The following is a 25,919-nucleotide window of genomic DNA, read 5'->3' as shown; positions in this document are numbered from 1 at the left end:
GTGCTCTTCGGGCGAGACTGCGTTAACCAAGCGCTCGCTTGGGACAGTAGCAGCAGGGACCCACGGCAACAAGTCGCCGTCGGAGGCTCAGAGTGAGGCGCGGGTGCGCTTCGGATCGGCCGTGAGCGCCGCGTAGAGCGGGGCATAGGGCGTCAGCAGCGCGGCCGACGTACAGCCCCGCAGCGCCGCGCGTCCCGCGCCCGCGATGCGCTCGCGGGTCCGCTCGGACAGGCGCGGGCCCTCGTGCAGCGCGATCCAGGCCAGCCAGCCGATCGCCACCACGACCCAGTAGGAGACCAGCCGGTAGAGCCCGACCGCCGCGGCGGCGGGCGCGAGCGTCGCGCCGAACGCCACCAGCGTGGCGGCCATGCTGGTCTCGATGGCGCCGAGCCCGCCCGGCAGCAGCGGGAGCACGCTCCCGGCGGCCTGGGCGGCGAAGTACGCCAGCGTCACCCAGTGCGGCCCGACCTCGACGCCGACGGCCCGCGCCGCCGCGTACAGCGCCAGGATGTCGGCCAGCCAGTTCAGCGAGGCCATCGTCAGCAGCGGCGCCCAGTCGCGGCGGGACGGGCGCAGGACGCCGCGTCCCTCGCGCAGCCGCTCGGCGTGCGGGGCGACGCGGCGATGGGCGAGCACGGCGCGTCCGGCCCGCGCGGCGACGGCCGACACGCGCGCGCGTGTCACCGGCCGTCGAAGCACCACGGCCAACAGCAGCGTGAGCGCGGCGGGGACGGCCAGCGCGGCCAGGGCGAGGCCGCGCGTGTGGGGCACCGCGAGCAGGGCCAGCAGGCCGATGAAGGTGTAGGCGACCGAGGTGATGATCCCGCCGATCAGGATCACGGCCGTCGCGACCTGCGCCGACGCGCCGCTGAACCGGAACTGGCGGAAGGTGTAGACGATGCTCACCGCCGGGCCCGCCGGAAGCGTGGTCGACAGCGCGTTGCCCGCGTAGGTGACGGCGAAGGCGCGGCGAAGGCTGATCCGGACGCCCCCGATCCGCAGCAGGCGCCGCTGGAGGCGCGCGAACGCGCCCATCGAGGCCGCCTCGGCGATCACGACCACGGCCAGCCAGGCCGGATCGGCGCGCGTGATGGCCGCGAGCATCGCGCCGAAATCGGGGAGCTCGTCGTAGAAGGCGCCCAGGGCGGCCAGGGCGAGGAGGGCCATCCCCAGGTTGGCGGCCCGGCGGCTGCGCCAGAAGGGCCTGGTGGCGGCCGCGTGTGCCGGAGCGCTGTCGCCCATGTCCGGTCACCTCGCAAGCTCGCCCGTGCCTTTGCGCAACCTTGGGTGCCTCTAAAGCATTCCCAGCCATGCCCGGAGAAAGCTTCGAAGTGCCGAGCGTCACATTCCGCCCCAATTGGGGGTCCCGGTTACGATCGCCGCATGGCACTTGAGGCGGTGATCTTCGACTGGGGCGGGACCCTCACCCCATGGCACGACATCGAACTCGGCGAGATGTGGCGGCGGATCTGCGCCGCGCATCTGGAGCCCGACCAGGTGGAAGAGGTCGCGACGGCGCTGGTCGAGGCCGAGCTCGAACTGTGGCGGCGCGGGCGCGACGAGCACCGCAGCGCCACCCTGGACGAGCTGTTCGCGCTGGCGGGCGTCGAGCCCACCGAGGCGCTGCTGGCGACCCAGTTCGAGGCCTGGACGCCGCACACCCTGATCGACCCGGCCGCGCCCGGCCTGCTGCGCGCGCTGCGCGAGCGCGGCATCAAGGTCGGCGTGCTGTCGAACACCATGTGGTCACGGGAGTGGCACGAGCGGATCTTCGAGCGCGACGGCGTGCTCGACCTGCTCGACGGCGCGGTGTACTCCAGCGAGATCCCGTGGACCAAGCCGCACGCCAAGGCGTTCCTGGCGGCCATGGAGGCCGTCGGCGCCGCCGACCCGGCCGCGTGCGTCTTCGTGGGCGACCGCCCCTACGACGACATCCACGGCGCCAAGTCGGCCGGGCTCCGCGCGGTGCTCGTTCCCAACAGCACAGTTCCCGGGTGGGACGCCGCGGAACCCGACGCGACCATCGACGGCCTGGACGGGCTGCTGCCTCACATCGACCGCTGGTCCTCCTGAACCCGCGCGACCCGCATGAGGTCCTGCACCTTGCCCGCCAGGCTCGCCAGATCGGCGCGCGCGGTGTCGGCCTCGGCCCTGGGTGTGTCCGGCGGGCCTTCGTTCGGCTCCGCCACGAACAAGACCCACCGGACACGCCCTGGCCCTGCGGGCCTCGCGCCGCGCCTCGTCGCGTTCGGACGTGAGCCGTGACAGCTGCGCCTGGTAGAGCGCGCGCAGCTCGTCCAGGCTCGCGGTCCTGTTCTGCGTGTCCGGGCTGACGGTCATCCTGGGTTCCTCCCCCGAGTCGTCCAGTACAAATGGGACTAACGCGCCTCAGGGGGGCCAAAGTTCCTGGTGAGGTCAGTCGCCGGGCCTCGGCGCGGGGGTCAGCGCGGCCGGAGGAAGGCCGGGAAAGGCGCCGTGCGCGACGGGCAGACCCGCCGACGCCCGCCACTGCGCGGCGCGTCCCATCGCGGCCTGCGCGGCCGCCGCGGCGAAGTGCCGCAGCGACGGCACCGGAGCCCCCGCGAGCTCGACACAGGCGGCCACCACGCGGTCTTCGAGCGCCGCCGCCAGCTGGGCCGCGCCGCGCGCCGAGTTCGGCCGCACGGGCAGGCGGTAGGCCGCGGCCGCCGCCTGGGGACGCGCCCCCGACGCCGACATCGCGTCGGTCAGCGCGTCGCGCTGCACCCGGTGGGCGTCCCACAGCGTCCGAGCCGTCCGGTGCGGCGTGCCCGGGACCTTGGCGCCGAGCACGCCGTACCCGTAAACCGCCAGGTGCTCGGCCGCCAGGACCTTCTGCATCGAGTCGAGCGTCACGCCCCGCATCGCCCCCGGTGGGACGGCCAATCGGGGCACAGCCACAGGCCGCTGCCCGGCGTGCCCCGCGTCGCACGCGCCGATGCTGGCGAACAGCTGCGCCAGCCCCGGGTCGGCCGTCGCCGCGGCCGCGGCGAGCCGGGCCGCGGCGGCACCCTCGGCCTGGCGCAGCGCCGCCTGGGCCCTGCCGGGGGAGGACGGCAGCGCCATCGCCTTCGGCGCGGGGATCTCGGCGCCCTCGTGTGCGCGGTCGCCCGACCCCGGGATGTAGTGGCGCCGCAGGAAGGTCACATGCTCGCGATGATGGGCCAGCGCGGGGTCGAGGAGCCGCGCCGCGGCGGCTCTGGCGGACCGGGCCGCCTCATAGGTCAGGACGAGATCCTGTTCCGCCGCGATCGCGGCGACCAGGACGGGCATGTCACGGGCGGGCGTCCCCTTCTTCCGGCACCCCGAGGCCACGGAGAGCACCGGGAGGGCCAGGACGGCGCCCAGCACGCAGCGGCGGCCTGCCGTCCACTGGGGCACGCGGGTCTCCTCACCGAGGGCTTGGCGTGGGGGCCCGCGGCGGGTCACGCGCTCATCAGGCCAGCTCAAGCATTCCATACCCGGCACGCCGGTGAGCTGACCGAAAGACCGCTGCGGTCTCCGGCTGTCGATAGTCTTGAGGGGACGACCGGCGCACGACGGTTTCAGCACAACACCATCAGCACAACGAGGAGGTCCCATGAGCGTCGAGTCCAACGGTGACAGCGCTCAGGGGGGCCCAGGCGGCGCGCCGTCCCGGCTCTCGCGCGAAGAGGCCGTCAGGGAGGTGACCCGGCTCCTGGAGCCCGAGGTCGCCGCGGCCGGCTTCGACCTGGAGGAGGTCGACGTGCGCCCGGCGGGGCGCCGGCGGCTGGTGAAGGTCGTCGTCGACGTCGACGGAGGCGTCAGCCTCGACGACATCACCGATCTCAGCAGGCTCGCCGAGGGCGTCCTGGACGCCTCCGAGGTCATGGGAACCGCGTCCTACGTGCTGGAGGTGACCTCGCCCGGTGTCGACCGCCCCCTCACCGAACCCCGGCACTGGCGCCGCGCCGTGGGCCGCCTGGTCGTCGCCCCGCTGACCGGCGGCGGGCAGGTCGAGGGCCGGGTCGTGGCCGCCGGCGACGACGAGATCGTCCTCGACGTGGTCCCCAAGCCGCAGGGGAAGGGCTCCAAGGGGGCCAAGGGCCCCAAGGGCGGCGGCAAGGCGACCAGGCGCCGGTTCGGTCTCGACGAGCTCGGGCGCGGGCGCGTCCAGGTGGAGTTCCGCCGCATCGACGAGCCCGAGCGCGACGAGCCCGGCGAGCCCGACGACAAGCGTTCTCCGGCTCAGCCGGAATAGAGGGGGGAATCTCGTGGACATCGACATGACGGCCCTGCGGAGCCTCGAAAGCGAGAAGGACATCTCGCTCGAGGTCGCCGTCAAGGCCATCGAAGACGCCCTGCTGATCGCCTACCACCGCACGGAGGGGGCCGCGACCAAGGCCCGCGTCGAACTCGACCGCTCCACCGGCCACGTCACCGTGTGGGCCACCGAGACCGACGACGAGGGCACCGCCCTGCGGGAATACGACGACACCCCGACGGGGTTCGGACGTATCGCGGCGACCACGGCCAAGCAGGTGATCCTGCAGCGGCTGCGCGACGCCGAGGACGAGCTGACCTTCGGCGAGTACGCCGGACGCGAGGGCGAGCTGGTCTCGGGCATCATCCAGCAGGGCAAAGACCCGCGCAACGTGCTGGTCGACCTCGGCCGTCTCGAGGCCGTCCTCCCCCAGGAGGAGCAGGTCCCCGGCGAGGCCTACGAGCACGGCGAGCGGCTGCGGGCGTACGTGGTCAAGGTCCGCAAGGGCCACCGCGGCCCGTCGGTCCAGCTCTCGCGCACCCACCCCAACCTGGTGCGCAAGCTGTTCGCGCTGGAGGTCCCCGAGATCGCCGACGGGACGGTCGAGATCTCGGCCATCGCCCGCGAGGCGGGCCACCGCACCAAGATCGCGGTGCGCTCCCGCAAGTCGGGCGTCAACGCCAAGGGCGCCTGTATCGGACCGCTGGGCAGCCGCGTCCGCAACGTGATGGCCGAGCTGCACGGCGAGAAGATCGACATCGTCGACTGGTCGGACGACCCGGCCGAGTTCGTCGGCAACGCCCTGTCGCCCGCCCGGGTCTCCGCGGTTCATGTGGTCGACGCCGACCAGCGCCTGGCGCGGGTCATCGTGCCCGACTACCAGCTGTCGCTGGCCATCGGCAAGGAGGGCCAGAACGCCCGCCTGGCGGCCCGGCTGACCGGCTGGAAGATCGACATCCGGGCGGACACCGAGCAGGATCCCGGCGCCCCCGCGGCGACCGGAACGGCCGGGGAACAGGCGCCGCAGGGGTCCGCCCCCGGCGCGGCCGGAACCGGCGAATCTGGATCAACTACGTCAGGAGAGCATGCGACAGGTCCCGCCGACGCCTCGGCGCGGTAGACTTTCATCACGTGGCCGGGCGGTTCCGCAACGAACGTGTGTGGGCTGCCGGGTTCGCACGGCCAAGTCCGACCTGCTGCGCCTGGTGGTGGTCGAGGGCGAGATCGTCCCCGACCCCGAGGGCCGGCTGCCGGGCCGGGGTGCCCATGTGCACCCTGACCTGGGATGTCTGGAGCTAGCTGAGCGACGTCGAGCGTTCTCCCGGGCCTTCCGCCCCGCGGGGCCGCTCGATATCAGCGTGCTACGGGCTTGGTTTGCGGCGAAGGCCGCGCAGCAGCAGGATGACGAAACGGTAAGCGACGTCTAGTCGGAAGCAGGTCGAGATTGCTATGAGCGCTCGATGAGCACGCCGCGATGAGTACGGCAAGTTAACGACGGTCCGGAGGCCGCACCCCCGGACCGAGTAGGGAGTGCAGTGGCCAAGGTCCGGGTATACGAACTCGCCAAGGAGTTCGGTGTAGAGAGCAAGGTCGTCATGGCCAAGCTCCAAGAAATGGGCGAGTTCGTACGTTCGGCGTCCTCCACGATCGAGGCGCCGGTCGTTCGCAGGCTTTCCGAAGCCTTTTCCAATTCGTCCTCCGCCAAGCAGGCGGAGAAGAAGGTCGCGCCGAGGAAGCCCTCGGGTCCGCGACCGCCCGCACCCAAGCCGGGCCCCGGAGGGGCCGAGCAGGGTGCGCGTTCCACGTCTCCGGCGCCCAAGCCGGGTCCGCGCCCGCCCGCGCCCAAGCAGGCGCCCGCGGCTCCGGCCCCGCCCGCCCCCGCTGCGGCCTCGGCGCCTCCGGTGGCTCCGGCCCCGTCCGGCCCGCCGGCGTCCGACAGCAAGCCGAGCCCGCGTCCGGGCCCGGTTCCGCCCGCCCCGAGCACCCCGGTCGGAGGACCGCCCTCGTCGCCGCCCCAGGCGCCGAGCGGCCCGCCCGCCGGTGGTCCCGGTGGCGGCCCCGGCGCCAAGCCGGGTCCCCGCTCTCCCAAGCCGGGCCCGCGTCCGAGCCCGCGCCAGGAAGGCGGGGGTTCGCGTGGTGGCCGCGGAGGCGGCGCGCCGCGTCCGGGCAACAACCCGTTCAGCTCGACCAACACCGGCATGGGCCAGTCGCCCAAGCCGGGCCCGCGTCCCGGTCCCCGTCCCAGCGACGAGCGCCCGCCCCGTGACGAGCGCCCCCGCGGCGACCGTCCGGGCGGCCCGCGTCCCGCCGGCAGCGGCGGCCGCGGTCCTGGCGGTCCCGGTGCGGGCGGTCCCCGTCCGAGCCCGGGCGGCATGCCGCCCAGGCCCGCGGGCGGTGGCGGTCCCCGTCCCAGCCCGATGAACATGCCGTCCTCGCGGCCCTCCGGCGCCCCCGCTGGGCGCGGCGGTCCCGGCGGCGGCGGCGGTCGCGGCCCTGGTGGCGGCGGTCGTCCCGGTGGAGGCGGCGGCGGTGGCGGTCGTCCCGGCGGCGGCGGCGGTCGTCCCGGCGGCGGTGGCGGCTTCGGCGGCCCCCGTACCGCGGGTGGCGGTCCCGGTGGCGGCGGTGGCCGTCCCGGTGGCTTCGGCCCCCGTCCCGGTGGCGGCGGTCGCGGTCGCGGCGGCACCCAGGGCGCCTTCGGCCGTCCCGGTGGACGCCCGGCGCGCGGACGCAAGTCCAAGCGGGCGCGTCGTCAAGAGTTCGAGAACATGCAGGCGCCCGCCGTCGGCGGCGTCAGCGCGCCGCGCGGCAACGGCAAGTCGATCCGGCTCCCGCAGGGCGCCTCGCTGACCGACTTCGCCGAGAAGATCGGCGCCAACCCGGCGTCGCTCGTGGCGATCATGATGCACCTCGGCAAGATGGTCACCGCGACCCAGTCGGTCGACCCCGACGACCTCCAGCTGCTGGGCGTCGAGCTCGACTTCGACGTCCAGGTCGTCAGCCCCGAGGACGAAGACCGCGAGCTGCTCGAGTCGTTCGACATCGAGTACGGCGAGGACGACGGCGACGAGGAGCACCTGCAGTCGCGTCCGCCGGTCGTGACCGTCATGGGTCACGTCGACCACGGTAAGACCCGCCTGCTGGACGCCATCCGCAACGCCAACGTGGTGGCCGGCGAGGCCGGTGGCATTACCCAGCACATCGGTGCCTACCAGGTCGAGACCACCGTCGACGGCGAAGACCGCAAGATCACCTTCATCGACACCCCGGGTCACGAGGCGTTCACCGCCATGCGTGCCCGCGGTGCCGACACCACCGACCTGGTGGTGCTGGTGGTCGCGGCCGACGACGGCGTCAAGCCGCAGACCACCGAGGCGATCGACCACGCCACCGCGGCCGGGGTCCCGATCGTCGTCGCGGTCAACAAGATCGACAAGGAGGGCGCCGACCCGAACCGGGTGCGCGCCCAGCTCACCGAGTACGGTCTGGTCGCCGAGGAGTTCGGCGGCACGACCCAGTTCGTCGACGTGTCGGCCCGCGAGGGCATCAACATCGACGGCCTGCTCGAGTCGATCGTGCTGACCGCCGACGCCGAGCTCGAGCTCACCGCCAACCCCGACATGCCCGCGCAGGGGTCGGCCATCGAGGCCAACCTCGACAAGGGCCGGGGCGCCGTGGCGACCGTGCTGGTGCAGCGCGGCACGCTGCGGATCGGCGACTCCATCGTCTGCGGTGTGGCCCACGGCCGCGTCCGGGCGATGCTGGACGAGAACGGCAACACCGTCGACGAGGCGACGCCGTCCCGTCCGGTGCTGGTGCTCGGCCTCACGGCCGTGCCCGGCGCGGGCGACAACTTCCTGGTCGTCGAGGACGACCGGATCGCCCGCCAGATCGCCGACAAGCGGACCGCGCGCAAGCGCAACGCCGAGCTCCTGCGCAGCCGCAAGAGCAGCTCGCTGGAAGAGCTGTTCAAGGACCTCGAGCGCGGCGAGCGCGACGAGCTGCTGCTCATCCTCAAGGGCGACGTGTCCGGTTCGGTCGAGGCGCTGGAAGACTCGCTCCTCAAGATCGACGTGGGCGAGGAGGTCAGCCTGCGGGTCATCCGCCGCGGTGTGGGTGCGATCACGCAGGACGACGTCAACCTGTCGCTGGCGTCCGAGGGCGCGGTCATCATCGGCTTCAACGTGCGCCCCGAGCGCAACGCCCAGGAGCTGGCCGACCGCGAGGGCGTCGACATCCGGTACTACTCGGTCATCTACCAGGCGATCGAGGAGATCGAGGCGGCCCTCAAGGGCATGCTCAAGCCGGAGTTCGAGGAGGCCCAGCTGGGCACGGCGGAGATCCGCGAGATCTTCAAGGTGCCCAAGTTCGGCAACATCGGCGGTTCGATGGTCACCTCCGGGCTCATCCAGCGCAACGCCAAGGCGCGCCTCGTCCGCGACGGCGTCGTGGTGTCCGACAACCTCACGGTGTCGTCGCTGCGCCGCTTCAAGGACGACGCCACCGAGGTCCGCGAGGGCTTCGAGTGCGGTATCGGTGTCGGCTACAACGACATCAAGATCGGCGACGTCGTCGAGTGCTTCGAGATGCGGGAGAAGCCCCGCGCCTAGGAACACCGCTGCCGGCCGCCCCTCGGGGCGGCCGGTCAAGCCGAGGAAAATCTCATGACAGGGCGCCAGGTTGATCTCATAACCTGGCGCCATGGCATGTTGGCGGCGCTTCATCGGGCCGAGGCTGGTTGTGGCGCCGAGTGATCTCAACCAAGGACACGAGAACCAGAGGTGATTCGACCAGGTGTACGTGGGTGCTCTGACGCTCGACCTGCTGCTGGGAGACGTTCGTTCGCTGAAGCAGAAGCGTTCGGTCGTCCGCCCGATCATCGCCGAGGTGCGCAAGCACTTCCCGGGCGTGGCCGTCGCCGAGACCGGCGACAACGACCTGCATCGCAGGGCGGAGATAGGGATCGCGGTGGTGTCGGCGTCCGCCGCCAATTGCACCGACGTTCTGGACCGGTGCGAACGGATGGTGTTCGGGCGCCCGGAGATCGAGCTGCTGTCGGCACGGCGGCGGCTCTACAACGACGAGGACTAGCGCCTCGACCGCGCGCGGGGACGGCTCCCCGCGCGCCGACCACAGAGAAAAGGAGTGCGATCATGGTGGACGCAGCTCGCGCGCGCAAGCTCGCCGACCGCATCCAGCAGATCGTGGCGGAGATGCTGGAGCGGCGGATCAAGGATCCGCGGCTCGGCTTCGTGACCGTGACCGACACCCGGATCACCAACGACCTGCGGGACGCGACGGTCTACTACACCGTGTACGGGTCCGACACCGAGCGAGCCGACTCCGCCGCCGCGCTGGAGAGCGCCAAGGGCGTCATCCGCACCGAGGTGGGCCGCAAGACCGGTGTCCGGCACACGCCCTCGCTCACGTTCGTGCTCGACGCGGTCATGGAGAACGTCGCGCACATCGACGACCTGCTGGCCAAGGCCCGCGCCAAGGACGCCGAGGTGGCCAAGGCCGCCCAGGGAGCCTCCCCGGCCGGTGACGCCAATCCCTACAAGGTCGACGAAGCGGCCGACTTCGACGACGACGACGAAGAAGACGACGACGGGGACGAAGCCGACGACCGGACGGAGACCTCGCCGTCATGACCACGCCGGGGGCATGGAGCGCCCGGTTCACGGCATCGCCGGGGTCGGTTCCACCCGGCGGGCCGAGGCGGAACGACTCCGGCCAGCATGACGGCGGCACGCCGCCCGCCGCGTCGGGCGGCGGTGCGCCGGGTCCCGAGTGGGCCCGGGCCACCGAGCTGATCATCGCCGCCGACGAGATCTGCCTGGCCTGCCATGTCTCCCCGGACGGGGACGCGCTGGGCTCGACGCTGGCGCTGGGGCAGGCGCTGAGCGCGCTGGGCAAGCGGGTGATCGCCTCGTTCGGCGAGCCGTTCACCGTCCCGGCGAGCCTGCGCTTCCTGCCCGGCCAGGACCTCCTGGTCGAGCCCGCGGCCGTGCCCGCCGCGCCCGAGCTGATGATCGCGCTCGACTCGGCCGACATGGGCCGCCTGGGAACGCTGGCGGACCGCGCCGCCGCCGCCGGTGCCCTGATCGTGATCGACCACCATGCCTCGGGCGGCGGCTTCGGCGGCGTCCGGCTGGTCGACCCGGAGGCCGCGGCCACCGCGGTCCTGGTCGACGAGCTGATCCGGCGCCTGGGCGTGCCGCTCACCCGCGACATGGCCCAGGGCCTGTACGCGGGCCTGGCCAGCGACACCGGCTCGTTCAAGTACCCCTGCACCACCCCCGAGGTCCACGACCTGGCCGGACGCCTGCTCTCGGCCGGTGTGCGCCCCGAGGCGGTCAGCCGCGAGCTGTGGGACCGGGCGCCGTTCGGCTACCTCCAGGTTCTGGCGGGCGCACTGGCCCGGGCCCGGCTCGAACGCCGCGCCGCCGACGGTCTCGGCCTGGTCTGGACGACGATAGAGCGCGCCGACCGTGAGGCCCGGGGCGTCCCCTACGACCAGCTCGAAGGCGTCATCGACCAGCTGCGCCGCGCCGACGAGGCCGAGGTCGCGGTCGTGTGCAAGCAGACCGACCGGGGCGACTGGTACGTCTCCACCCGCTCCAAGGGACGCGTCGACGTCGGCGCCGCCTGCGCCGAGCTGGGCGGCGGCGGTCACCGCACCGCCGCGGCCTTCAACGCCGAGGGAGAGCCGGGCGCCATCATCGACCGCCTCCGCGCCGTCCTCCGCCCTCCAGGCACAACCCAAGACTCGGAAAGCGTCGCATGAAGGCGAAGTCGCAGTCGAAGGTGGAGTCGGGGCTGGTCATCGTCGACAAGCCCGCCGAGTGGACGTCGCATGACGTGGTGGGCAAGATGCGGCGGCTCGCGGGTACCCGGCGGGTGGGGCACGCGGGCACGCTCGACCCCATGGCGACAGGGGTGCTGGTGGTCGGGGTCGAGAAGGCCACGCGCCTGCTCGGGCACCTCGCGCTGACCGAGAAGGGGTACGACGCGACGATCCGGCTCGGGCAGTCGACCAACACCGATGACGCCGAGGGCGAGCTGACGGGCTCGGCGTCGGCCGCCGGGGTGACCCAGGAGGCGCTGCGGGCCGGGGTGGCGAAGCTGACGGGGCTCATCCAGCAGGTTCCGCCGCAGGTCAGCGCCATCAAGGTGAACGGTGAGCGCGCCTACAAGATGGCCCGCAAGGGCGAGGAGGTCGCGCTGGCGGCGCGGCCGGTGACCGTGCACGGCTTCGAGATCACCGCCGTCCGGCGCGAGGGCGAGCTGGTGGACGTGGACGCCTCGATCTCGTGTTCGTCCGGCACCTACATTCGGGCTCTGGCGCGTGATCTGGGTGCCGACCTCGGTACCGGGGGTCATCTGACGTATCTGCGCCGTACTCGGGTGGGGCCCTACGACCTGAGCATGGCGCGGACGATCGACCAGCTCGCCGAGAAGGTCGAGGTCCTGCCGATGGCCGAGGCCGTGGCGGCGGTGTTCCCGCGCCGCGAGGTGGACCAGGACGAGGCGCGCAAGGTCATGCACGGCGGGCGGCTTCCCGCCGCCGGGCTCGGGCCGGGCCCCGTGGGCGTGTTCGCGCCCGACGGGACCCTGCTGGCCCTGGTCGAGGAGCAGGACGGCACCGCCAAGTTCCTCGCCGTGTTCGTGCCTTAAACCGTCGCGAGCAGCGTCCTGAGGTCCTTGGCCATGTCGACGCTGCCGAACTGGTAGGGGAACATCAGCCGTCCCGCGCCGTCCGGGCCGTAGGTCATGACGTTGCTGCCGTGCGAGACCTGGTAGTTCCCCTTGGCGTCGGGGCCCGGGGGAGTGATCGGCGTCTTGGCGTCCGCCGCCGCCTTCATGATCGTCTTGATCGGCCCCGTCAGGCCGACGAAGGACTTGTCGAAGCGCCCCAGGTAGTCGGCGAGCACCCTGGGGGTGTCGCGCTTGGGGTCGGCGGTGATGAACACGACCTGGACGCGGGCGCGCTCGGCGGGCTTGAGCAGCGCCAGCGCCCCGGCCGCGTCGGCCATCGTGGTCGGGCAGACGTCCGGGCAATTGGTGAAGCCGAAGAACAGCAGGGTGACCTTGCCCTTGGTCCTGGCGGGCAGGTCGTAGGGGCGGCCGTCGGCGGCGGTCATCGTGACGTCGGGCGTCCGGTACGACCCCGGCAGGCGGGTGGCCTTGTAGGGCGAGGCCGGACGGGTCTCGGACGCGGCGGCCTGCTCGGGGGTGTCCGAGCAGGCGGCGGAGGCGAGCAGGAGCCCGGCGAGGCCGAGCGCGGGCAGGGTGAGACGGGCGGAAACGGGCATGCGGAACTCTCCACGTGAGAAAAACGGTCAGGAACGCGGTGTGGAGAGGCGTGGGGGCGGCCCCCGCCGGACGAGCGCGTGCCGCAGGGGTTCCCAGGCCGGACGCGCGGGCGGCTCGGCGGCCACGACCGGTGCGAACTCCGGCGGTTCGGGCGCGAGCGGGGTCCAGCGCGCGACGCGGGTGATCAGGCGGCGGGCCAGCGACCACATCGCAGCCTCGCCGCGCCGCAGCCACCACGCCGCGACCAGGGCGGCCGCGAGGTGGGCGAGCGTCATGCCGACCCCACCGCCGCGAACGTCCGACGACGCCATGTGCTGAACGAGCCCCCCACCGCCCGGCGAGGCATTCGGGAGCGGCAGGTGGAGGACGTACGCCCCGTCCGTTCCGCCGACCTGCGGCATGGCGGGCGGTGTGTGGTGGGCGTGCGCCGTGTTCGTGCGGTGGGCGGTTCCTCCCGGCGCCGCGGAGAACAGGGTGTGGAGGAGGAACTGGGCGCCCAGCAGGCAGCCCACGATCGTCGGGTAGCGGCGCTCGGCGCCGGTCAGCAGCGCCGCCAGGCCCAGGACCAGGACGAACCCCGTGACCACGGCACCCGGGCGCACGCAGGTGCCCGCCGCGTACACGTGTCCGGCGGTGGTCAGGGCCAGGCACACCGTGGCGAAGACCACCGCCCGCGAGAGACGGAGAATCGGCTGATCGGGCATCGGAGTCCTCATCGTCCCACGGGGTCCGCGAAGGCCGCGTCCGGGGACCGGCTCGCGAAAGGCGGGCCCTCCGGTCGGCGCGGGGGCCCGTGCATGGCACTCTTTAAGTCGACAGGATGTTGCGAGCGACAGGTATGACTCAGGGAGTGCATGGTGCGGCGCTGGCATGGCCTCGACGAGGTTCCCGCCGACTGGGGCAGATCGGTCGTCACCATCGGCGTCTTCGACGGCGTGCACCGGGGGCACCAGCGGATCGTCCGGGCCGCCCATGACGAGGCCAGCAGGCGCGGGCTGCGCTCGGTCGCGATCACCTTCGACCCGCACCCCGACGAGGTCGTGCGCCCCGGCACCCACCCGCCGCTGCTGAGCACCACCAAGCGGCGCATCGAGCTGCTCGGCGGCCTCGGCACCGACGCGGTCGTGGTGGTGCCGTTCACGCTGGAGCTGTCGAAGGTGCCGCCGGACGAGTTCGTCCAGTCGGTGCTGGTCGAGCGGCTGCACGCGGCGCACGTGATCGTCGGCGAGGACTTCCGGTTCGGCCACAAGGCCAAGGGCGACGTGCCGCTGCTCAAGGAGCTCGGCGAGAAGTACGACTTCACCGCCGAGGGGACGCCGCTGGTGGCCAACGGCGACACGATCTCCTCCACCTACATCCGGCACCGGCTTGAGGCCGGGGACGTCGAGGAGGCCGCGCAGGCCCTCGGGCGCCCGCACCGCGTCGAGGGCGTCGTCGTCCGCGGGCACCAGCGGGGCCGGGCGCTGGGGTTCCCCACGGCCAACCTGGAGACGCTGCCGCACACCGCCGTTCCCGCCGACGGCGTCTACGGGGGCTGGCTGGTCTGCGACTCCGACCGCTACCCGGGTGCCCGCTGGCCCGCCGCGATCTCCATCGGGACCAACCCGACGTTCGAGGGGACGGGGGAGCGCACCGTCGAGGCGTACGCGCTCGACCGCGACGACCTCGACCTGTACGGCGAGCACACCGGCGTCGACTTCAAGGCCAGGATCCGCGACACGCTCAAGTTCGACTCGGTCGACGCACTGATCGAGGAGATGCACCGGGACGTCGCCAAGGCCCGCGAGCTCACCGGCGAGGGCTGAGACGGGCGCCCTTCACGGTGCGTACGTCCTCGTCACAGGCCACTATTAGGCCATGGTACGGTGAATAGTCGCCGGAAAAGGACCCGGCGCGGTTGGCTGCACCCTCATGCGGCCCACCAAAGCTTTCCACGCACCATGCGGACCGCCGCGCCCTCGACGGCCGGGATCTGCGGGTGACGATCTCATCGAAGGAGCCTCGTGTCGCTCGACACCGCCACCAAGAACAAAATCATCGCTGAATATGCGACCACTGAGGGTGACACCGGCTCGCCGGAAGTCCAGGTCGCGCTGCTGACCCGGCGGATCAACGATCTGACCGAGCACCTCAAGGAGCACAAGCACGACCACCACAGCCGCCGCGGGCTGCTGCTGCTGGTCGGCCGTCGCCGCAGGCTCCTGAAGTACCTGCAGAACAAGGACATCAACCGCTACCGGCAGCTGATCGAACGTCTCGGTCTGCGCCGCTAGCCGGCGAAAGGGAGTGGCTGCGACAAGCCACTCCCTTTCTTGCAATATCGGCCGTTCCGCCGACCCCGATGGAGATCATCGGGCGTGTCGCCGCAGGATCGGCCGTGGCCCGCATGAGCGGCCGCGCGACCGGGAATGATCGGCCGTGAGCCACTCACAAAAGTCCACAGCAAGCCCCGCGGACGCCGCCCTGGTGCGGCCGGTCCTCGGTAGTGGCTCCCGGACACCGCCTCCCGCTCGGCGGGGTGGCGACGGAATCCGGGTGCTTCGATCGAAGACCGGCACTGCGCGAAAGCCACGGGAAACGACCGCGGGGAACTTTAGAGAGCAAGGAGTTCTCCGTGACAGATGCCGTGCGCATCGACGGCGCCCACAGCGCCGAAGCAGTGATCGACAACGGTTCCTTCGGAACCCGCACGATCAGGTTCGAGACGGGCCGGCTGGCCCGCCAGGCCGCCGGTTCCGCCGTGGCCTACCTCGACGACGAGACGATGGTGCTGTCGGCGACCACCGCCTCCAAGAAGCCGAAGGACAACCTCGACTTCTTCCCGCTCACCGTCGACGTGGAGGAGCGGATGTACGCCGCCGGGCGCATCCCCGGCTCGTTCTTCCGCCGCGAGGGCCGTCCCTCCGAGGACGCCATCCTCACCTGCCGCCTGATCGACCGTCCGCTGCGCCCCTCGTTCGTCAAGGGCCTGCGCAACGAGATCCAGGTCGTCGAGACGATCCTGGCGCTGCACCCCGACCACCTCTACGACGTCGTGGCCATCAACGCCGCGTCGCTGTCGACCCAGCTGGCCGGGCTGCCCTTCTCGGGCCCGATCGGCGGCGTCCGCGTCGCTCTGATCGAGGGCCAGTGGGTCGGGTTCCCGACCCACCCCGAGCTGGAGCGCGCCACCTTCGACATGGTCGTGGCCGGCCGGGTGCTGGAGGACGGCGACGTCGCGATCATGATGGTCGAGGCCGAGTCCACCCGCGACACCCTCAAGCTGGTGTCCGAGGGCGCGGTCGCCCCGACTGAAGACACCGTGGCCGAGGGCCTTGAGGCTGCCAAGCCGTTCATCAAGGTCCTGTGCAAGGCGCAGAGCGAGCTGGCCGCCATCGCGGCCAAGCCCACCGCCGAGTACCCGCTGTTCCCCGACTACCAGGACGACGCCCTGGCGGCGGTGACCGCGGCCGTCTCCACCGAGCTGGCCGAGGCCCTGACCATCGTCGGCAAGCAGGAGCGCGAGTCCCGGCTCGACGAGCTCAAGGCGTCGGTCGCCGAGAAGCTCGCCGCCGACTTCGAGGGACGCGAGAAGGAGGTCTCCGCCGCGTTCCGCGCCGTCACCAAGAAGGTCGTCCGCGAGCGGATCGTCTCCGACGGCCTGCGCATCGACGGCCGCGGCGTCAAGGACATCCGCCAGCTGACCGCCGAGGCGCACGTGCTGCCCCGGGTGCACGGCTCGGCGATCTTCGAGCGGGGCGAGACCCAGATCATGGGCGTGACCACGCTCAACATGCTCCGCATGGAGCAGATGATCGACACGCTCAACCCCGAGCGCACCAAGCGCTACATGCACAACTACAACTTCCCGCCCTACTCGACCGGTGAGACCGGCCGGGTGGGCTCGCCCAAGCGCCGCGAGATCGGCCACGGCGCGCTCGCCGAGCGGGCGCTGATCCCCGTGCTGCCGACCCGCGAGGAGTTCCCCTACGCGATCCGGCAGGTGTCGGAGGCGCTGGGCTCCAACGGCTCGACCTCGATGGGCTCGGTCTGCGCGTCCACGATGTCGCTGCTGGACGCGGGCGTCCCGCTCAAGCAGATGGTGGCCGGCATCGCCATGGGCCTCATCCACGAGGGCGGCGAGTACGTCACGCTGACCGACATCCTCGGCGCCGAGGACGCCTTCGGCGACATGGACTTCAAGGTCGCCGGCACCCGCGACGTCATCACCGCGCTCCAGCTCGACACCAAGCTCGACGGCATCCCCGCCTCGGTGCTGGCCGCCGCGCTGAAGCAGGCCAAGGGCGCCCGCCTGGCGATCCTGGACGTCATGACCGAGGCCATCGAGGCCCCGGCCGAGATGAGCCTCAACGCGCCGCGGATCATCACGATCAAGGTCCCGGTCGACAAGATCGGCGAGGTCATCGGCCCGAAGGGCAAGATGATCAACTCGATCCAGGACGACACCGGCGCCGACATCACGATCGAGGACGACGGCACGATCTACGTCGGCGCCACCGACGGCACGTCCGCCGAGGCGGCCCGGGCGGCGATCAACGCGATCGCCAACCCGCACATGCCCGAGGTCGGCGAGCGCTACCTCGGCACCGTCGTCAAGACCACGACGTTCGGCGCGTTCGTGTCGCTGCTGCCCGGCAAGGACGGCCTGCTGCACGTCTCGCAGATCCGCAAGCTGCACGGCGGCGCCCGGATCGAGAACGTCGAGGACGTCATCTCCGTCGGCGCGAAGATCCAGGTCGAGGTCACCGAGATCGACCAGCGCGGCAAGCTCTCGCTGGTCCCGGTCGAGGTCGTCGACCGGGAGGCGGCCGACGCGGGTGACGGTGGCGACGAGGCCCCCGCGGCCGCCGCGGGCGACGACGACACGGCCGAGGGCGGCGACCGCCGCGGCGGCGGAGCCCCGCGCCGCCGCCGGACCCGCCGCAGCGGCTCCGACGACGGCGGCCAGCGCAACTCCTGAGCCGGGCTCACGCGAATGACGACCGGCCTGCCCGCCTGCGGGCAGGCCGGTCGCTTCGTACCTCCCCCGTCACCGATACCCGATTGAGAGCGACCCCGTGACGTTGCCGGCCAGGGCACAGGAGCCCGGCACCACAGAGACGATCAACCCGGCCGTCCGGCGCACCGTGCTGCCCGGCGGGCTGCGCGTGATCACCGAGACCATGCCGACCGTGCGCTCGGCCGCGTTCGGCATCTGGGCGGGCGTGGGTTCCCGCGACGAGGCCCCCGACGACGCGGGCGCCAGCCACTACCTCGAGCACGTGCTGTTCAAGGGCACCGACCGGCGGTCCGCGCTGGAGATCTCCGCGGCCGTCGACGCGGTCGGGGGCGACCTCAACGCCTTCACCGCCAAGGAGTACACCTGCTACTACGCGCGGGTGCTGGACGCCGACCTGCCGCTGGCCGTCGACGTCGTCTCCGACATGGTGGCCGCGTCGCTGAACCGTCCCGAGGACGTCGAGGCCGAGCGCGGGGTGATCCTCGAAGAGATCCACATGCGCGACGACGACCCGGGCGACCTGATCCACGACGAGTTCTCCCAGGCCCTCTACGGTGACGAGCCGCTCGGCCGCCCGATCCTCGGCACGGTCGAGTCGATCAACGCGCTGAGCCGCGACCGCATCCACGGCTACTACCGCGAGCACTACGTCCCGCAGAACCTCGTCGTCTCCGTCGCGGGCAACATCGACCACGACGAGGTCGTCCGGCTGGTCACCGAGGCGTTCTCCGGCCACTTGAGCGGCGACGCCCGTCCCCGGGCGCCCCGTCTGAACGGGACGCCCGCGCCGGTGTCGCCCGAGATCCGCGTGCTGGACAAGGACACCGAGCAGGCCCACATCATCCTCGGCGGCCCGGGCGTCTCGCGCACCGACGACCGCCGGTTCGCGCTCGGCGTGCTCAACGCGGCGCTGGGCGGCGGCATGTCGTCGCGCCTCTTCCAGGAGATCCGCGAGAAGCGCGGCCTGGCGTACTCGGTCTACAGCTACACCTCGCAGTACGCCGACGCCGGCGTGTTCGGCGTCTACGCCGGCTGCCAGCCCGCCAAGGTCGACGAGGTCCTGTCGATCTGCCGGGACGAGGTCGCCTCGGCCGTCGACGGCGGGCTGACCGCCGAGGAGGTCGAGCGGGGCAAGGGCCAGCTGCGCGGCGCGATGGTGCTGGGTCTGGAGGACACCGGCTCCCGGATGAGCCGCATCGGCAAGAGCGAGTTGGTGTACGAGTCGCTGCTGCCGGTCGACGAGGTCCTGGCCCGCATCGACGCCGTCACGCTCGACGACATCCGCGCGGTGGCACGGGACGTCCTGGCGGGCCCGCAGGCGCTGACCGTGATCGGCCCGTTCGGCGACCGCGACTTCACCCTGTAGTTACGGCGGGCTGATCAAGGGGTAGTCCACCGGCATGAGGATCCTCATCAGGGTGGTCATCTCGGCGATCGCGCTCTGGGCGGCGACGGCCTGGGTGGACGGCGTCGACGTCACCGAAGGTGACGGCGGCAAGCGCGCGCTCACGCTGCTGGCCGTCGCGGTCATCTTCGGCGTCGTCAACGCCGTGCTCAAACCGATCATCAAGACGCTCGGCTGCGCCTTCTACGTCCTGACGCTCGGACTGATCGCCCTGGTGGTGAACGCCGCGCTGCTCCTGCTGACCAGCTGGCTGGCCGAGAAGATGGAGCTGCCGTTCCACGTCGAGTGGTTCTGGCCCGCGTTCTGGGGCGCCATCATCGTCGGCGTCGTGAGCTGGCTGCTCGGCATCCTGATCCCCGACGGCGACGGCGACGACTGACCGGTAAACTCGCCCCGCTGCCGAGGCTGGAGGAAACATTGATCAAGGTTGGGGTGCTGGGCGCGCGGGGCCGGATGGGCGCCGAGGTGTGCCGGGCCGTCGAGGGCGCCGACGACACCGCGCTGGTCGCGGCCGTCGACCAGGACGACGCGCTCGACGCGCTGACCGCCGCCGACGTCGTGGTCGACTTCACCCACCCCGGCGTGGTCATGGACAACCTGCGCTGGTGCGTCGAGCACGGCCTGCACGCGGTCGTCGGCACCAGCGGCTTCGACCCGTCCCGCCTGGACTCGGTGCGCGCCTGGCAGGCGGCCAAGCCCGGCGCCAACGTGCTCGTCGCCCCCAACTTCGGCATCGGCGCCGTGCTGATGATGCACTTCGCGCAGAAGGCCGCGCCGTTCTTCGAGTCCGTCGAGATCGTCGAGCTGCACCACCCGAACAAGCTCGACGCGCCCAGCGGCACCGCCTACCGCACCGCCGAGCTGGTCGCCGCCGCCCGCGCCGAGGCGGGCACCGCCCCCTCGCCGGACGCCACGACCAGCGAGATCGACGGCGCCCGCGGCGCCGAGGTCGACGGGGTGCGGGTCCACGCCGTCCGCCTGGCGGGGCTGATCGCCCACCAGGAGGTCCTGCTCGGCGGTCACGGCGAGGTCTTCACGATCCGCCACGACTCGATGAACCGCGAGTCGTTCATGCCGGGCGTCCTGCTGGGCGTCCGCGAGGTCGCGGGCCTGCCCGACCCGCTGACGGTCGGTATCGAATCGCTGCTCGGCCTGTGATGGAGTTCGCCGCCGACCCCTGGGACTATCTCGCCGCGTCCGAGGCCGTCGACATCGAGCACGAGCTGATCGTGTCGCTGGCCGCGGAACTGCGCACCGGCGACGACCTCACCTACGCGCGGCTGGCGTTCGAGCACGTCCGCGACAAGGTCACCCACTCCATGGACACCGGCGACCCCCGCGTCACCTGGCGCGCCTCCGACGTCCTGGAGCAGCGCACGGGCCTCTGCTACGCCCAGGCCCACGCCCTCACAGCCCTCCTCCGCGCGGGCGGCATCCAGGCGGGCCTGTGCTACCAGCGCCTCTCCGAAGACGGCACGTTCTTCCTCCACGGCCTGGTGGCCACCCTGATCGACGACCGCTGGGTCCGCCTCGACCCGCGAAGCCCCACCACCGAGTTCTCGGCCTCCGAAGACCGCCTCGCCTACACGCCCGACCCGTCCCGCGGCGAGTCCGACGGCAACACGATCCACGCCGAGCCGCTCCCGGCCGTCCTGGAGGCACTCAAAACCACCACCAACACCCTCACCATGAAACTCCCGGACGCCGCCCTGAGCTGATCTCACCGGCGTCCACAACCTCGACCAGCTGCGCGTCGAGGGTCACCGCAACTCCGGCTCCACTCCGCGCCGCGCGGTCCTGGCCCCCCGCTTCGTCGTCTGGGACGAACACGTCTGCGCGCCACCTGGGGCCCGCGCCGGGGCCACTGGCGCCTCCCGGACGACTCCGCCCACGAGGCCGCCCCGGAGACCGCCAGCGATATCTGGCTCGATCGGAACGGAGGCCGGGTCAGCTGGGTGATCGGCGCAGGGAGTCCAGGAGGCGCAGGATGTCGTGGGTCTCGTCCAGGGGCACGAGTGGGGATTCCAGGTCTCCGGCGCGCAGGCGAGCGGCCACCTCAGCGGCCTGGTAGGTGTAGCCGTGGCCGACCGGGGTCTCGCTGAAGGTCTCCGGCGGGAGGCCATCGCGCAGCAGCGTCAGGGAGTCGGTACGCCAGAACGGCGCCGCGACCTGGATGCGCCCGGTGGTGCCGATCACTGTCGCGGTCTGGGGGGAGTCCGCCCGCAGGCCGCAGTGCAACATGGCCACAGCCCCGGACGGGTAGCCGAGCACGATCGCGGTGTTGGCGTCCACACCGGTCGGTGCGGCGGAGAGCACGGCGTGCGCCTGGTCGGGTGGCCCCAGGAGCATCCAGGCGAACGAGACGGGGTAGACGCCCAGGTCCAGAAGCGCGCCGCCGGCCAGTTCGGGCGCCCAGACCCGGTGCTGCGGGTCATAGGGGAAGTTGACGGCGAAGTCGGCGTACACGGCCTGGACCTGCCCGATCGCGCCGTCACCGATCAACCGGCGCAGCCGCGCTATGACGGGGTTGAACCGGGTCCACATCGCCTCCATCGCGAAGAGCTTCCGCTCTCGCGCCAGCATGATGAGGTCGTGGGCCTCGGCCGCGCTGACCGTGAACGGCTTCTCGACCAGTACCGCCCGCCCCGCCTCCAGACAGGTCCGCGCCGCGGAATGGTGGACGTTGTGCGGAGTGGCGACGTAGACCACGTCCAGTTCGTCGTCGGCGGCCAGCTCAGCGTAAGACCCGTAGCCGCGCGGAAGCCCATGGCGTCCGGCAAAGACCTCGGCGCTCCGCGGGGAACGAGAGCCCACCGCCACCACCGAATGGTCAGGCAGCCGGAGAAGATCCTCGGTGAAACGGCCGGCGATGTTGCCGGTGCCCAGAATTCCCCACCGGATCGGCGCGACGGTCATGAACGGCTCAGTCCCAGGTTTCCCATTCCCCGGTGGGGATATCGAATCCGAGCGGCTTGGGCAGCTTGACCGTCTCGCCGAAGGTCCAGTGGACCGCGCTGTCGTAGTCGCCCTTCGCGGTGTTGGGTTCGGAGAACAGCGTGATCCTCGCGGTCCTGGGATCGCGGTCGACCAGAAGGTAGTAGGGGATCGAGACGCGCGCGTACCCGTTCCATTTGGTGGGGGTCACGCGCTTCTTGCCCGGTCGGCGGTCGTCGGCCGCGTTGGAGGGTGAGGTCACCTCGACGACGAGTCCGATCTGGTGGGGGCGGAGTTTCTTGAGGCGTTCCGCGTTCGCCTGCTCGTCCTGCTCCACATCGACGACGCATAGGTCGGGGATATAGCCGTCGTGGATGTCGCTGAGGTTCACGTCCTGGGTATGGACGGAACGCCAGGGGAAGGCCGGATTCGTGACCTTGCCCATGAAAAGAGATTCCTGAATATCGCGGACGGTCCGATTGTGCGCGTAGTCAGGGCCTGGTGACACGACGATCTCCCCACCGATGATCTCGACACGGGTTCCGTCGTGAGGGATCTGTAGCTCGTCGGCGAGTCCGTCGCGTAGCCACAGGTTGTAGGGCGTGTCAGAGAGCATGTGGCGATGATGCGCCACGGCCGCGATGCTCACTTTGGGTGACTCCTCCCTCACGGTTTGCTCCCGTCAGCCTAGGGATCGTCGGCACTGAGGGTACCCACTTCGGGTGATCCGCTCCCGTCGGTGACCGGGATGGCGTGCAAGATGGGGGTTATGGATGATTCTGTGGCGCGGCGGTTGTGGCAGGTGCTGGAGCCGGTTCATGTGGTGACGTACTTCTCGGCGGAGTGTGCGGCGGCCATGAAGGCCGTCGGGCTGCGGGGGTACTGGATGGGGTACTTCGGGGGACGGGCCGCGCCTCTTGGGCCGGTGTCCGCGGGTGTGGTCGAGGCCGCGTTCTATGGGTTCCATCCCAAGCGGGTGCGGCGGGCGGTTCCCGATGCGTGGACGTTCGCCGCGCCGGACGCGATCGTGCGGGCGCGGTCGGAGGCGGCGGCGACGGCGCTGCGGCGGATCTCGCACGAGGCCGAGAGCGTCGCCGTGGCGGCGGTCCCGTCGCTGGAGCGGGTCGTCGAGGCGGCCGAGGTGGGTGGGCGGCCCTTGTTCGGGGCGAACCGGGACGTCGCGCTCCCGGACGATCCGGTGGCGCGGCTGTGGCAGCTGGCCTCGGCACTGCGGGAGCACCGGGGGGACGGCCACGTGGCTCTGCTGGCGGGGGAGGGGCTGGACGGGCTGGAGTCGAACGTCCTGGCCGCGGCGGTGAACGGGGCGCCTCTGGGGAATCTGGAGGTCACCCGGGGGTGGTCCGAGGCCGAGCGGGCGGCGGCGGTGGAGGCCCTGGTGTCGCGTGGGCTGATGGATGGCGCCGGAGTGACGGGCGCGGGACGTGAGCTGAAGGCGCGTGTCGAGGCGCGCACGGACGCGCTGGCCGCGCCCGCCTATCGGGTGCTGGACGACCCGGAGGGGCTGCGGGAGGTGCTGCTGCCGCTGGCGCGTGCCGTTCAGGACTCGGGAGACCTGCCCTTCCCCAATCCGATCGGGTTGCCGAGGCTCTAGAGCTGGGGGACGGCGAAGCCGTACTTGATGAAGAGCTTCCTGGCGGTGTCGGAGGTGAGCCAGGTGACGAAGGCCGCCGCGGCCTCCTCGTGCTCGCTGCGCTTCACGGCGGCGGCCGGATAGGTGGCGGTGAGGTTCTCGTCGGCGGCGATGGGGATGCTCCCGGCGGCGGCCCCGGCCGAGCGCAGGTCGGTGATGTAGACCAGGCCGGCGTCGGCCTCGCCGGTGCGGACGCGGTCCAGCACGGCGCGAGCGCTGATCTCCTCGGACGTCCAGCGGACGGTGATGCCCTTGCGGGCGAAGATCTGCCGCGCGTAGCGTCCGGCCGGGACGGTGGCGGCGCCGATCGCGATCCGCAGGGACGGACGGGTCAGGCTGGCCAGCCCCCTGATCTTCTTGGGGTTGCCGGGCGCGACGGCGATCGTCAGCGCGTTGTGGGCGACGATGCGGCGGCGTCCGGTGAGGTAGCGGTCGGTGGAGTTCATGGTCGCCTCGTCGGCGGTGAGCAGGACGTCGGCGGGCTCGCGGTCCCTGACGCGCTCGGCCATCTCCTGGGAGCCGCCGAACACGGTCTTCACCCGCACGCGCCGGTTCTCCTGGCGGTAGGCGGTGCCCAGCTCCCCGAGCGCCTCGGTGAGGGAGGACGGCGCCAGGACGGTGAGCGTCCGCGGTCCCTCGGACCCGCCGCAGGCCGAGGCGAGGCCGAGCAGGAGAAGGGCGGCGCAGGCGCGCCGGCGGGGGGAGTCGGGCATATGGCCAGATCTTAGGCCCGAGGGGGTTCGTCCCGGTGATTCGGCCCTGGCGTGTCAGTGCCCGCCAATAGGGTTTGCGGGTACCTGGAACCACGACGGAGGCCCTCGATGTCCCTCGACCTGATGCCGTTGCTGCCCGCCGACTGGCGGGAGCGGCTCGACCCGCTGCTGGACCCCCTCCAGACGGCGGCGCTGAGCGCCTTCGTGTCGCGGGAGTACGACGAGCAGACGATCTACCCGCCGCGCGACGACCTGTTCAACGCGTTCCGGCACTGCCCGTTCGACAAGGCCAGGGTGCTGATCCTCGGACAGGACCCCTACCACGGGCCCGGTCAGGCGCACGGGCTGAGCTTCAGCGTCCGCGAGGGCGTCCGGCTGCCGCCGTCGCTGCGCAACATCTACAAGGAGCTGGCCTCCGACCTCGAGGTGCCGGTGGCGTCCTCGGGCGATCTGACGCCGTGGGCCGACCAGGGCGTGCTGCTGCTGAACGCGGTGCTGACCGTCCGGGCGGGTGAGGCCGGGGCGCACGCGGGCAAGGGCTGGGAGGAGTTCACCGACGCGGCCATCCGCGCGCTGAACGAGCGCGAAGACCGGGTGGTCTTCGTCCTGTGGGGCGCCTACGCCCGCAAGAAGGCCAAGCTGGTCACCGGCACGCAGCACATCGTGCACGAGTCGGCCCACCCGAGCCCGCTCAGCGCCAAGAAGTTCTTCGGCACCCGGCCGTTCAGCGCGGTCAACGCCGCGCTGGCCGAGGCGGGCCAGCCCGAGATCAAGTGGGAGCTGCTCTAGAGGGCCAGCCCGATCGCCAGCAGCACACCGAAGGCCAGCTGGAGGCGGCCGGTCCCGCCGAGGACGGGGATCAGCGCGGGGCCGGTCGCGCCGCCGAGGACGGTCTGGGTGGGCGCGACCGACAGCGGCGCGGCCAGCAGGGCGATGAGCACCCACGGGTGCGGCGCCGCCAGCGCGAGCGTGATCATGAACGGGAGCGCGGTGCAGGCGGCGTACAGGATGCGGGTCCGGCGGTCGCCCAGCAGCACGGCCAGGGTGCGCTTGCCCGACTCGGTGTCGGTGGGGATGTCGCGCAGGTTGTTGACCACCAGCAGCCCGCAGGCCAGCAGCCCGATCGGCACGGCGGCGACCCACGCCTCCCACGGCAGGCCCTCGGCCTGGACGTAGACCGTCCCGGCCACGGCCACCAGGCCGAAGAACACGAAGACCGAGACCTCGCCGAGCGCGCGGTAGCCGTAGGGGGTCTTGCCGCCGGTGTAGAACCACGCGGCGAGAATCGCGAACGCGCCGACCAGCAGCAGCCACCACGAGCTGACGGCGGCCAGCGCCAGGCCCGCCACGGCGGCGAGCAGGAAGAAACCGAGCGCGGCGGCCAGCACCTGGCGGGGCGGCGCGACGCCCGACCCGACCAGCCGCATCGGGCCGACTCGCACCTCGTCGGTGCCCCTGACGCCGTCGCTGTAGTCGTTGGAGTAGTTGACGCCGATCTGCAGGGCCAGCGCGACGAAGGCGGCCAGCAGGGCGCGCCACCAGACGGCCTCGTCCTCGCCGAGGGCGATTCCGGTGCCGACGACGACGGGGACGAGGGAGGTGGGCAGGGTGCGCGGCCGTGAGCCGGCGACCCATTGGGAGAGCGTTGCCACTGTTTTATC

27 protein-coding genes are annotated in these 25,919 nt (G+C 71.9%); 18 read left to right on the top strand and 9 right to left on the bottom strand.

Annotated features, from left to right (window positions below):
• Positions 1–87: 87 nt before the first annotated feature.
• Positions 88–1,242, bottom strand: coding sequence for a lysylphosphatidylglycerol synthase transmembrane domain-containing protein (locus ACQPY4_RS29895; RefSeq protein WP_433326448.1), 1,155 nt, complete (start codon positions 1,240–1,242; stop codon positions 88–90).
• 141 nt (positions 1,243–1,383) lie between these two features.
• Between ACQPY4_RS29895 and ACQPY4_RS29890 the strand changes: the two genes are divergently transcribed.
• Complete coding sequence (locus tag ACQPY4_RS29890; protein ID WP_433326446.1) at positions 1,384–2,073, top strand: HAD family hydrolase; 690 nt, start codon at positions 1,384–1,386, stop codon at positions 2,071–2,073.
• Here the strand turns inward: ACQPY4_RS29890 and ACQPY4_RS29885 are convergent.
• Positions 2,049–2,189 carry a hypothetical protein gene (locus ACQPY4_RS29885; protein WP_433326444.1) on the bottom strand — a complete coding sequence of 47 codons (141 nt, stop codon included), beginning with the start codon at positions 2,187–2,189 and terminating at the stop codon, positions 2,049–2,051. The two genes, ACQPY4_RS29890 and ACQPY4_RS29885, sit on opposite strands and share 25 nt — an antisense overlap.
• 226 nt (positions 2,190–2,415) lie before the next feature.
• On the bottom strand, positions 2,416–3,399 hold the full coding sequence (locus ACQPY4_RS29880) for a DUF4439 domain-containing protein (protein WP_433326442.1): 984 nt from the start codon (positions 3,397–3,399) through the stop codon (positions 2,416–2,418).
• Positions 3,400–3,598: 199 nt separating this feature from the next.
• Between ACQPY4_RS29880 and rimP the strand changes: the two genes are divergently transcribed.
• The 8 genes from rimP (at position 3,599) to truB (ending at position 11,917) form a co-directional block, all read left to right on the top strand.
• Positions 3,599–4,240 carry a ribosome maturation factor RimP gene (gene rimP / locus ACQPY4_RS29875; RefSeq protein WP_433326440.1) on the top strand — a complete coding sequence of 214 codons (642 nt, stop codon included), beginning with the start codon at positions 3,599–3,601 and terminating at the stop codon, positions 4,238–4,240.
• 25 nt (positions 4,241–4,265) lie between these two features.
• Complete coding sequence (gene nusA / locus ACQPY4_RS29870) at positions 4,266–5,363, top strand: transcription termination factor NusA (RefSeq protein ID WP_433339082.1); 1,098 nt, start codon at positions 4,266–4,268, stop codon at positions 5,361–5,363.
• Entirely contained in the window at positions 5,329–5,670 is a 342-nt protein-coding gene (locus ACQPY4_RS29865) for a YlxR family protein (protein WP_433326438.1), read from the top strand. The genes nusA and ACQPY4_RS29865 overlap by 35 nt, the downstream gene beginning before the upstream one ends.
• 108 nt (positions 5,671–5,778) lie before the next feature.
• Positions 5,779–8,850 carry a translation initiation factor IF-2 gene (infB, locus tag ACQPY4_RS29860; RefSeq protein ID WP_433326436.1) on the top strand — a complete coding sequence of 1,024 codons (3,072 nt, stop codon included), beginning with the start codon at positions 5,779–5,781 and terminating at the stop codon, positions 8,848–8,850.
• A 184-nt stretch (positions 8,851–9,034) separates the two neighbouring features.
• A complete protein-coding gene (locus tag ACQPY4_RS29855; protein WP_433326434.1) occupies positions 9,035–9,331 on the top strand; it encodes a DUF503 domain-containing protein in 297 nt (98 codons plus the stop codon).
• 62 nt (positions 9,332–9,393) lie between these two features.
• Positions 9,394–9,891, top strand: coding sequence for a 30S ribosome-binding factor RbfA (rbfA, locus tag ACQPY4_RS29850; RefSeq protein ID WP_433326432.1), 498 nt, complete (start codon positions 9,394–9,396; stop codon positions 9,889–9,891).
• Positions 9,888–11,027, top strand: coding sequence for a DHH family phosphoesterase (locus ACQPY4_RS29845; protein ID WP_433326430.1), 1,140 nt, complete (start codon positions 9,888–9,890; stop codon positions 11,025–11,027). Before rbfA ends, ACQPY4_RS29845 begins: the two co-directional genes overlap by 4 nt.
• Positions 11,024–11,917: a tRNA pseudouridine(55) synthase TruB gene (truB, locus tag ACQPY4_RS29840; RefSeq protein WP_433326428.1), complete on the top strand. Its 894-nt coding sequence runs from the start codon at positions 11,024–11,026 to the stop codon at positions 11,915–11,917. Before ACQPY4_RS29845 ends, truB begins: the two co-directional genes overlap by 4 nt.
• On the opposite strand, the gene ACQPY4_RS29835 is transcribed toward truB, so the two are convergent.
• Positions 11,914–12,555, bottom strand: a complete 642-nt coding sequence (locus ACQPY4_RS29835; protein WP_433326426.1) for an SCO family protein — start codon at positions 12,553–12,555, stop codon at positions 11,914–11,916. The genes truB and ACQPY4_RS29835 overlap by 4 nt on opposite strands.
• Positions 12,556–12,582: 27 nt before the next feature.
• Positions 12,583–13,260, bottom strand: coding sequence for a hypothetical protein (locus ACQPY4_RS29830; RefSeq protein ID WP_433326424.1), 678 nt, complete (start codon positions 13,258–13,260; stop codon positions 12,583–12,585).
• Positions 13,261–13,413: 153 nt separating this feature from the next.
• On the opposite strand from ACQPY4_RS29830, the gene ACQPY4_RS29825 reads away from it, so the two are divergent.
• From ACQPY4_RS29825 to ACQPY4_RS29795, 7 genes are all read left to right on the top strand, one after another.
• On the top strand, positions 13,414–14,361 hold the full coding sequence (locus ACQPY4_RS29825; RefSeq protein WP_433326422.1) for a bifunctional riboflavin kinase/FAD synthetase: 948 nt from the start codon (positions 13,414–13,416) through the stop codon (positions 14,359–14,361).
• A gap of 198 nt (positions 14,362–14,559) precedes the next feature.
• Positions 14,560–14,829, top strand: coding sequence for a 30S ribosomal protein S15 (rpsO, locus tag ACQPY4_RS29820; protein ID WP_067831764.1), 270 nt, complete (start codon positions 14,560–14,562; stop codon positions 14,827–14,829).
• A 359-nt stretch (positions 14,830–15,188) separates the two neighbouring features.
• Complete coding sequence (locus ACQPY4_RS29815; RefSeq protein WP_433339080.1) at positions 15,189–17,516, top strand: polyribonucleotide nucleotidyltransferase; 2,328 nt, start codon at positions 15,189–15,191, stop codon at positions 17,514–17,516.
• 97 nt (positions 17,517–17,613) lie between these two features.
• A complete protein-coding gene (locus ACQPY4_RS29810; RefSeq protein ID WP_433326419.1) occupies positions 17,614–18,921 on the top strand; it encodes a M16 family metallopeptidase in 1,308 nt (435 codons plus the stop codon).
• Between the two features lie 34 nt (positions 18,922–18,955).
• Positions 18,956–19,339 (top strand): phage holin family protein, encoded by a 384-nt coding sequence (locus ACQPY4_RS29805; protein WP_433326417.1) that lies wholly within the window; start codon positions 18,956–18,958, stop codon positions 19,337–19,339.
• Between the two features lie 38 nt (positions 19,340–19,377).
• Positions 19,378–20,118, top strand: a complete 741-nt coding sequence (dapB, locus tag ACQPY4_RS29800) for a 4-hydroxy-tetrahydrodipicolinate reductase (RefSeq protein WP_433326415.1) — start codon at positions 19,378–19,380, stop codon at positions 20,116–20,118.
• Positions 20,118–20,678: a transglutaminase-like domain-containing protein gene (locus tag ACQPY4_RS29795; protein ID WP_433339078.1), complete on the top strand. Its 561-nt coding sequence runs from the start codon at positions 20,118–20,120 to the stop codon at positions 20,676–20,678. Before dapB ends, ACQPY4_RS29795 begins: the two co-directional genes overlap by 1 nt.
• 229 nt (positions 20,679–20,907) lie before the next feature.
• On the opposite strand, the gene ACQPY4_RS29790 is transcribed toward ACQPY4_RS29795, so the two are convergent.
• Positions 20,908–21,876 (bottom strand): Gfo/Idh/MocA family protein, encoded by a 969-nt coding sequence (locus ACQPY4_RS29790; RefSeq protein ID WP_433326413.1) that lies wholly within the window; start codon positions 21,874–21,876, stop codon positions 20,908–20,910.
• Positions 21,877–21,883: 7 nt separating this feature from the next.
• Positions 21,884–22,543, bottom strand: a complete 660-nt coding sequence (locus tag ACQPY4_RS29785; RefSeq protein ID WP_433326411.1) for a Uma2 family endonuclease — start codon at positions 22,541–22,543, stop codon at positions 21,884–21,886.
• Between the two features lie 120 nt (positions 22,544–22,663).
• On the opposite strand from ACQPY4_RS29785, the gene ACQPY4_RS29780 reads away from it, so the two are divergent.
• The gene (locus ACQPY4_RS29780; RefSeq protein ID WP_433326409.1) at positions 22,664–23,506 is read left to right on the top strand and encodes an SCO6745 family protein; all 843 of its coding nucleotides are present in this window, start codon (positions 22,664–22,666) and stop codon (positions 23,504–23,506) included.
• Here ACQPY4_RS29780 and modA read toward each other — a convergent pair.
• Positions 23,503–24,258 (bottom strand): molybdate ABC transporter substrate-binding protein, encoded by a 756-nt coding sequence (gene modA, locus ACQPY4_RS29775; protein WP_433326407.1) that lies wholly within the window; start codon positions 24,256–24,258, stop codon positions 23,503–23,505. The two genes, ACQPY4_RS29780 and modA, sit on opposite strands and share 4 nt — an antisense overlap.
• Before the next feature lie 108 nt (positions 24,259–24,366).
• Here modA and ACQPY4_RS29770 point away from each other — a divergent pair, with 108 nt between their 5' ends.
• On the top strand, positions 24,367–25,047 hold the full coding sequence (locus tag ACQPY4_RS29770; RefSeq protein WP_433326405.1) for a uracil-DNA glycosylase: 681 nt from the start codon (positions 24,367–24,369) through the stop codon (positions 25,045–25,047).
• On the opposite strand, the gene ACQPY4_RS29765 is transcribed toward ACQPY4_RS29770, so the two are convergent.
• Positions 25,044–25,910 (bottom strand): 1,4-dihydroxy-2-naphthoate polyprenyltransferase, encoded by an 867-nt coding sequence (locus ACQPY4_RS29765; RefSeq protein WP_433326403.1) that lies wholly within the window; start codon positions 25,908–25,910, stop codon positions 25,044–25,046. The two genes, ACQPY4_RS29770 and ACQPY4_RS29765, sit on opposite strands and share 4 nt — an antisense overlap.
• Positions 25,911–25,919 lie beyond the last annotated feature (9 nt).

The sequence above is a fragment of the Spirillospora sp. CA-294931 genome (assembly GCF_050946795.1).
Lineage (GTDB): Bacteria > Actinomycetota > Actinomycetes > Streptosporangiales > Streptosporangiaceae > Spirillospora.
The sequence above is the reverse complement of the archived record's forward strand: the minus strand, read 5'-3'. Positions and strand labels throughout refer to the sequence as shown.

Coding starts and splice junctions, on each gene's coding strand:
- ACQPY4_RS29770 (WP_433326405.1), top strand. CDS start 24,367: ATGTCCCTCGACCTGATGCCGTTGCTGCCCGCCGACTGGCGGGAGCGG.
- ACQPY4_RS29845 (WP_433326430.1), top strand. CDS start 9,888: ATGACCACGCCGGGGGCATGGAGCGCCCGGTTCACGGCATCGCCGGGG.
- ACQPY4_RS29865 (WP_433326438.1), top strand. CDS start 5,329: ATGCGACAGGTCCCGCCGACGCCTCGGCGCGGTAGACTTTCATCACGT.
- modA (WP_433326407.1), bottom strand. CDS start 24,258: ATGCCCGACTCCCCCCGCCGGCGCGCCTGCGCCGCCCTTCTCCTGCTC.
- truB (WP_433326428.1), top strand. CDS start 11,024: ATGAAGGCGAAGTCGCAGTCGAAGGTGGAGTCGGGGCTGGTCATCGTC.
- ACQPY4_RS29890 (WP_433326446.1), top strand. CDS start 1,384: ATGGCACTTGAGGCGGTGATCTTCGACTGGGGCGGGACCCTCACCCCA.
- ACQPY4_RS29780 (WP_433326409.1), top strand. CDS start 22,664: ATGGATGATTCTGTGGCGCGGCGGTTGTGGCAGGTGCTGGAGCCGGTT.
- ACQPY4_RS29895 (WP_433326448.1), bottom strand. CDS start 1,242: ATGGGCGACAGCGCTCCGGCACACGCGGCCGCCACCAGGCCCTTCTGG.
- ACQPY4_RS29835 (WP_433326426.1), bottom strand. CDS start 12,555: ATGCCCGTTTCCGCCCGTCTCACCCTGCCCGCGCTCGGCCTCGCCGGG.
- rbfA (WP_433326432.1), top strand. CDS start 9,394: ATGGTGGACGCAGCTCGCGCGCGCAAGCTCGCCGACCGCATCCAGCAG.
- ACQPY4_RS29830 (WP_433326424.1), bottom strand. CDS start 13,260: ATGCCCGATCAGCCGATTCTCCGTCTCTCGCGGGCGGTGGTCTTCGCC.
- ACQPY4_RS29790 (WP_433326413.1), bottom strand. CDS start 21,876: ATGACCGTCGCGCCGATCCGGTGGGGAATTCTGGGCACCGGCAACATC.
- nusA (WP_433339082.1), top strand. CDS start 4,266: ATGACGGCCCTGCGGAGCCTCGAAAGCGAGAAGGACATCTCGCTCGAG.
- rimP (WP_433326440.1), top strand. CDS start 3,599: ATGAGCGTCGAGTCCAACGGTGACAGCGCTCAGGGGGGCCCAGGCGGC.
- ACQPY4_RS29805 (WP_433326417.1), top strand. CDS start 18,956: ATGAGGATCCTCATCAGGGTGGTCATCTCGGCGATCGCGCTCTGGGCG.
- ACQPY4_RS29795 (WP_433339078.1), top strand. CDS start 20,118: ATGGAGTTCGCCGCCGACCCCTGGGACTATCTCGCCGCGTCCGAGGCC.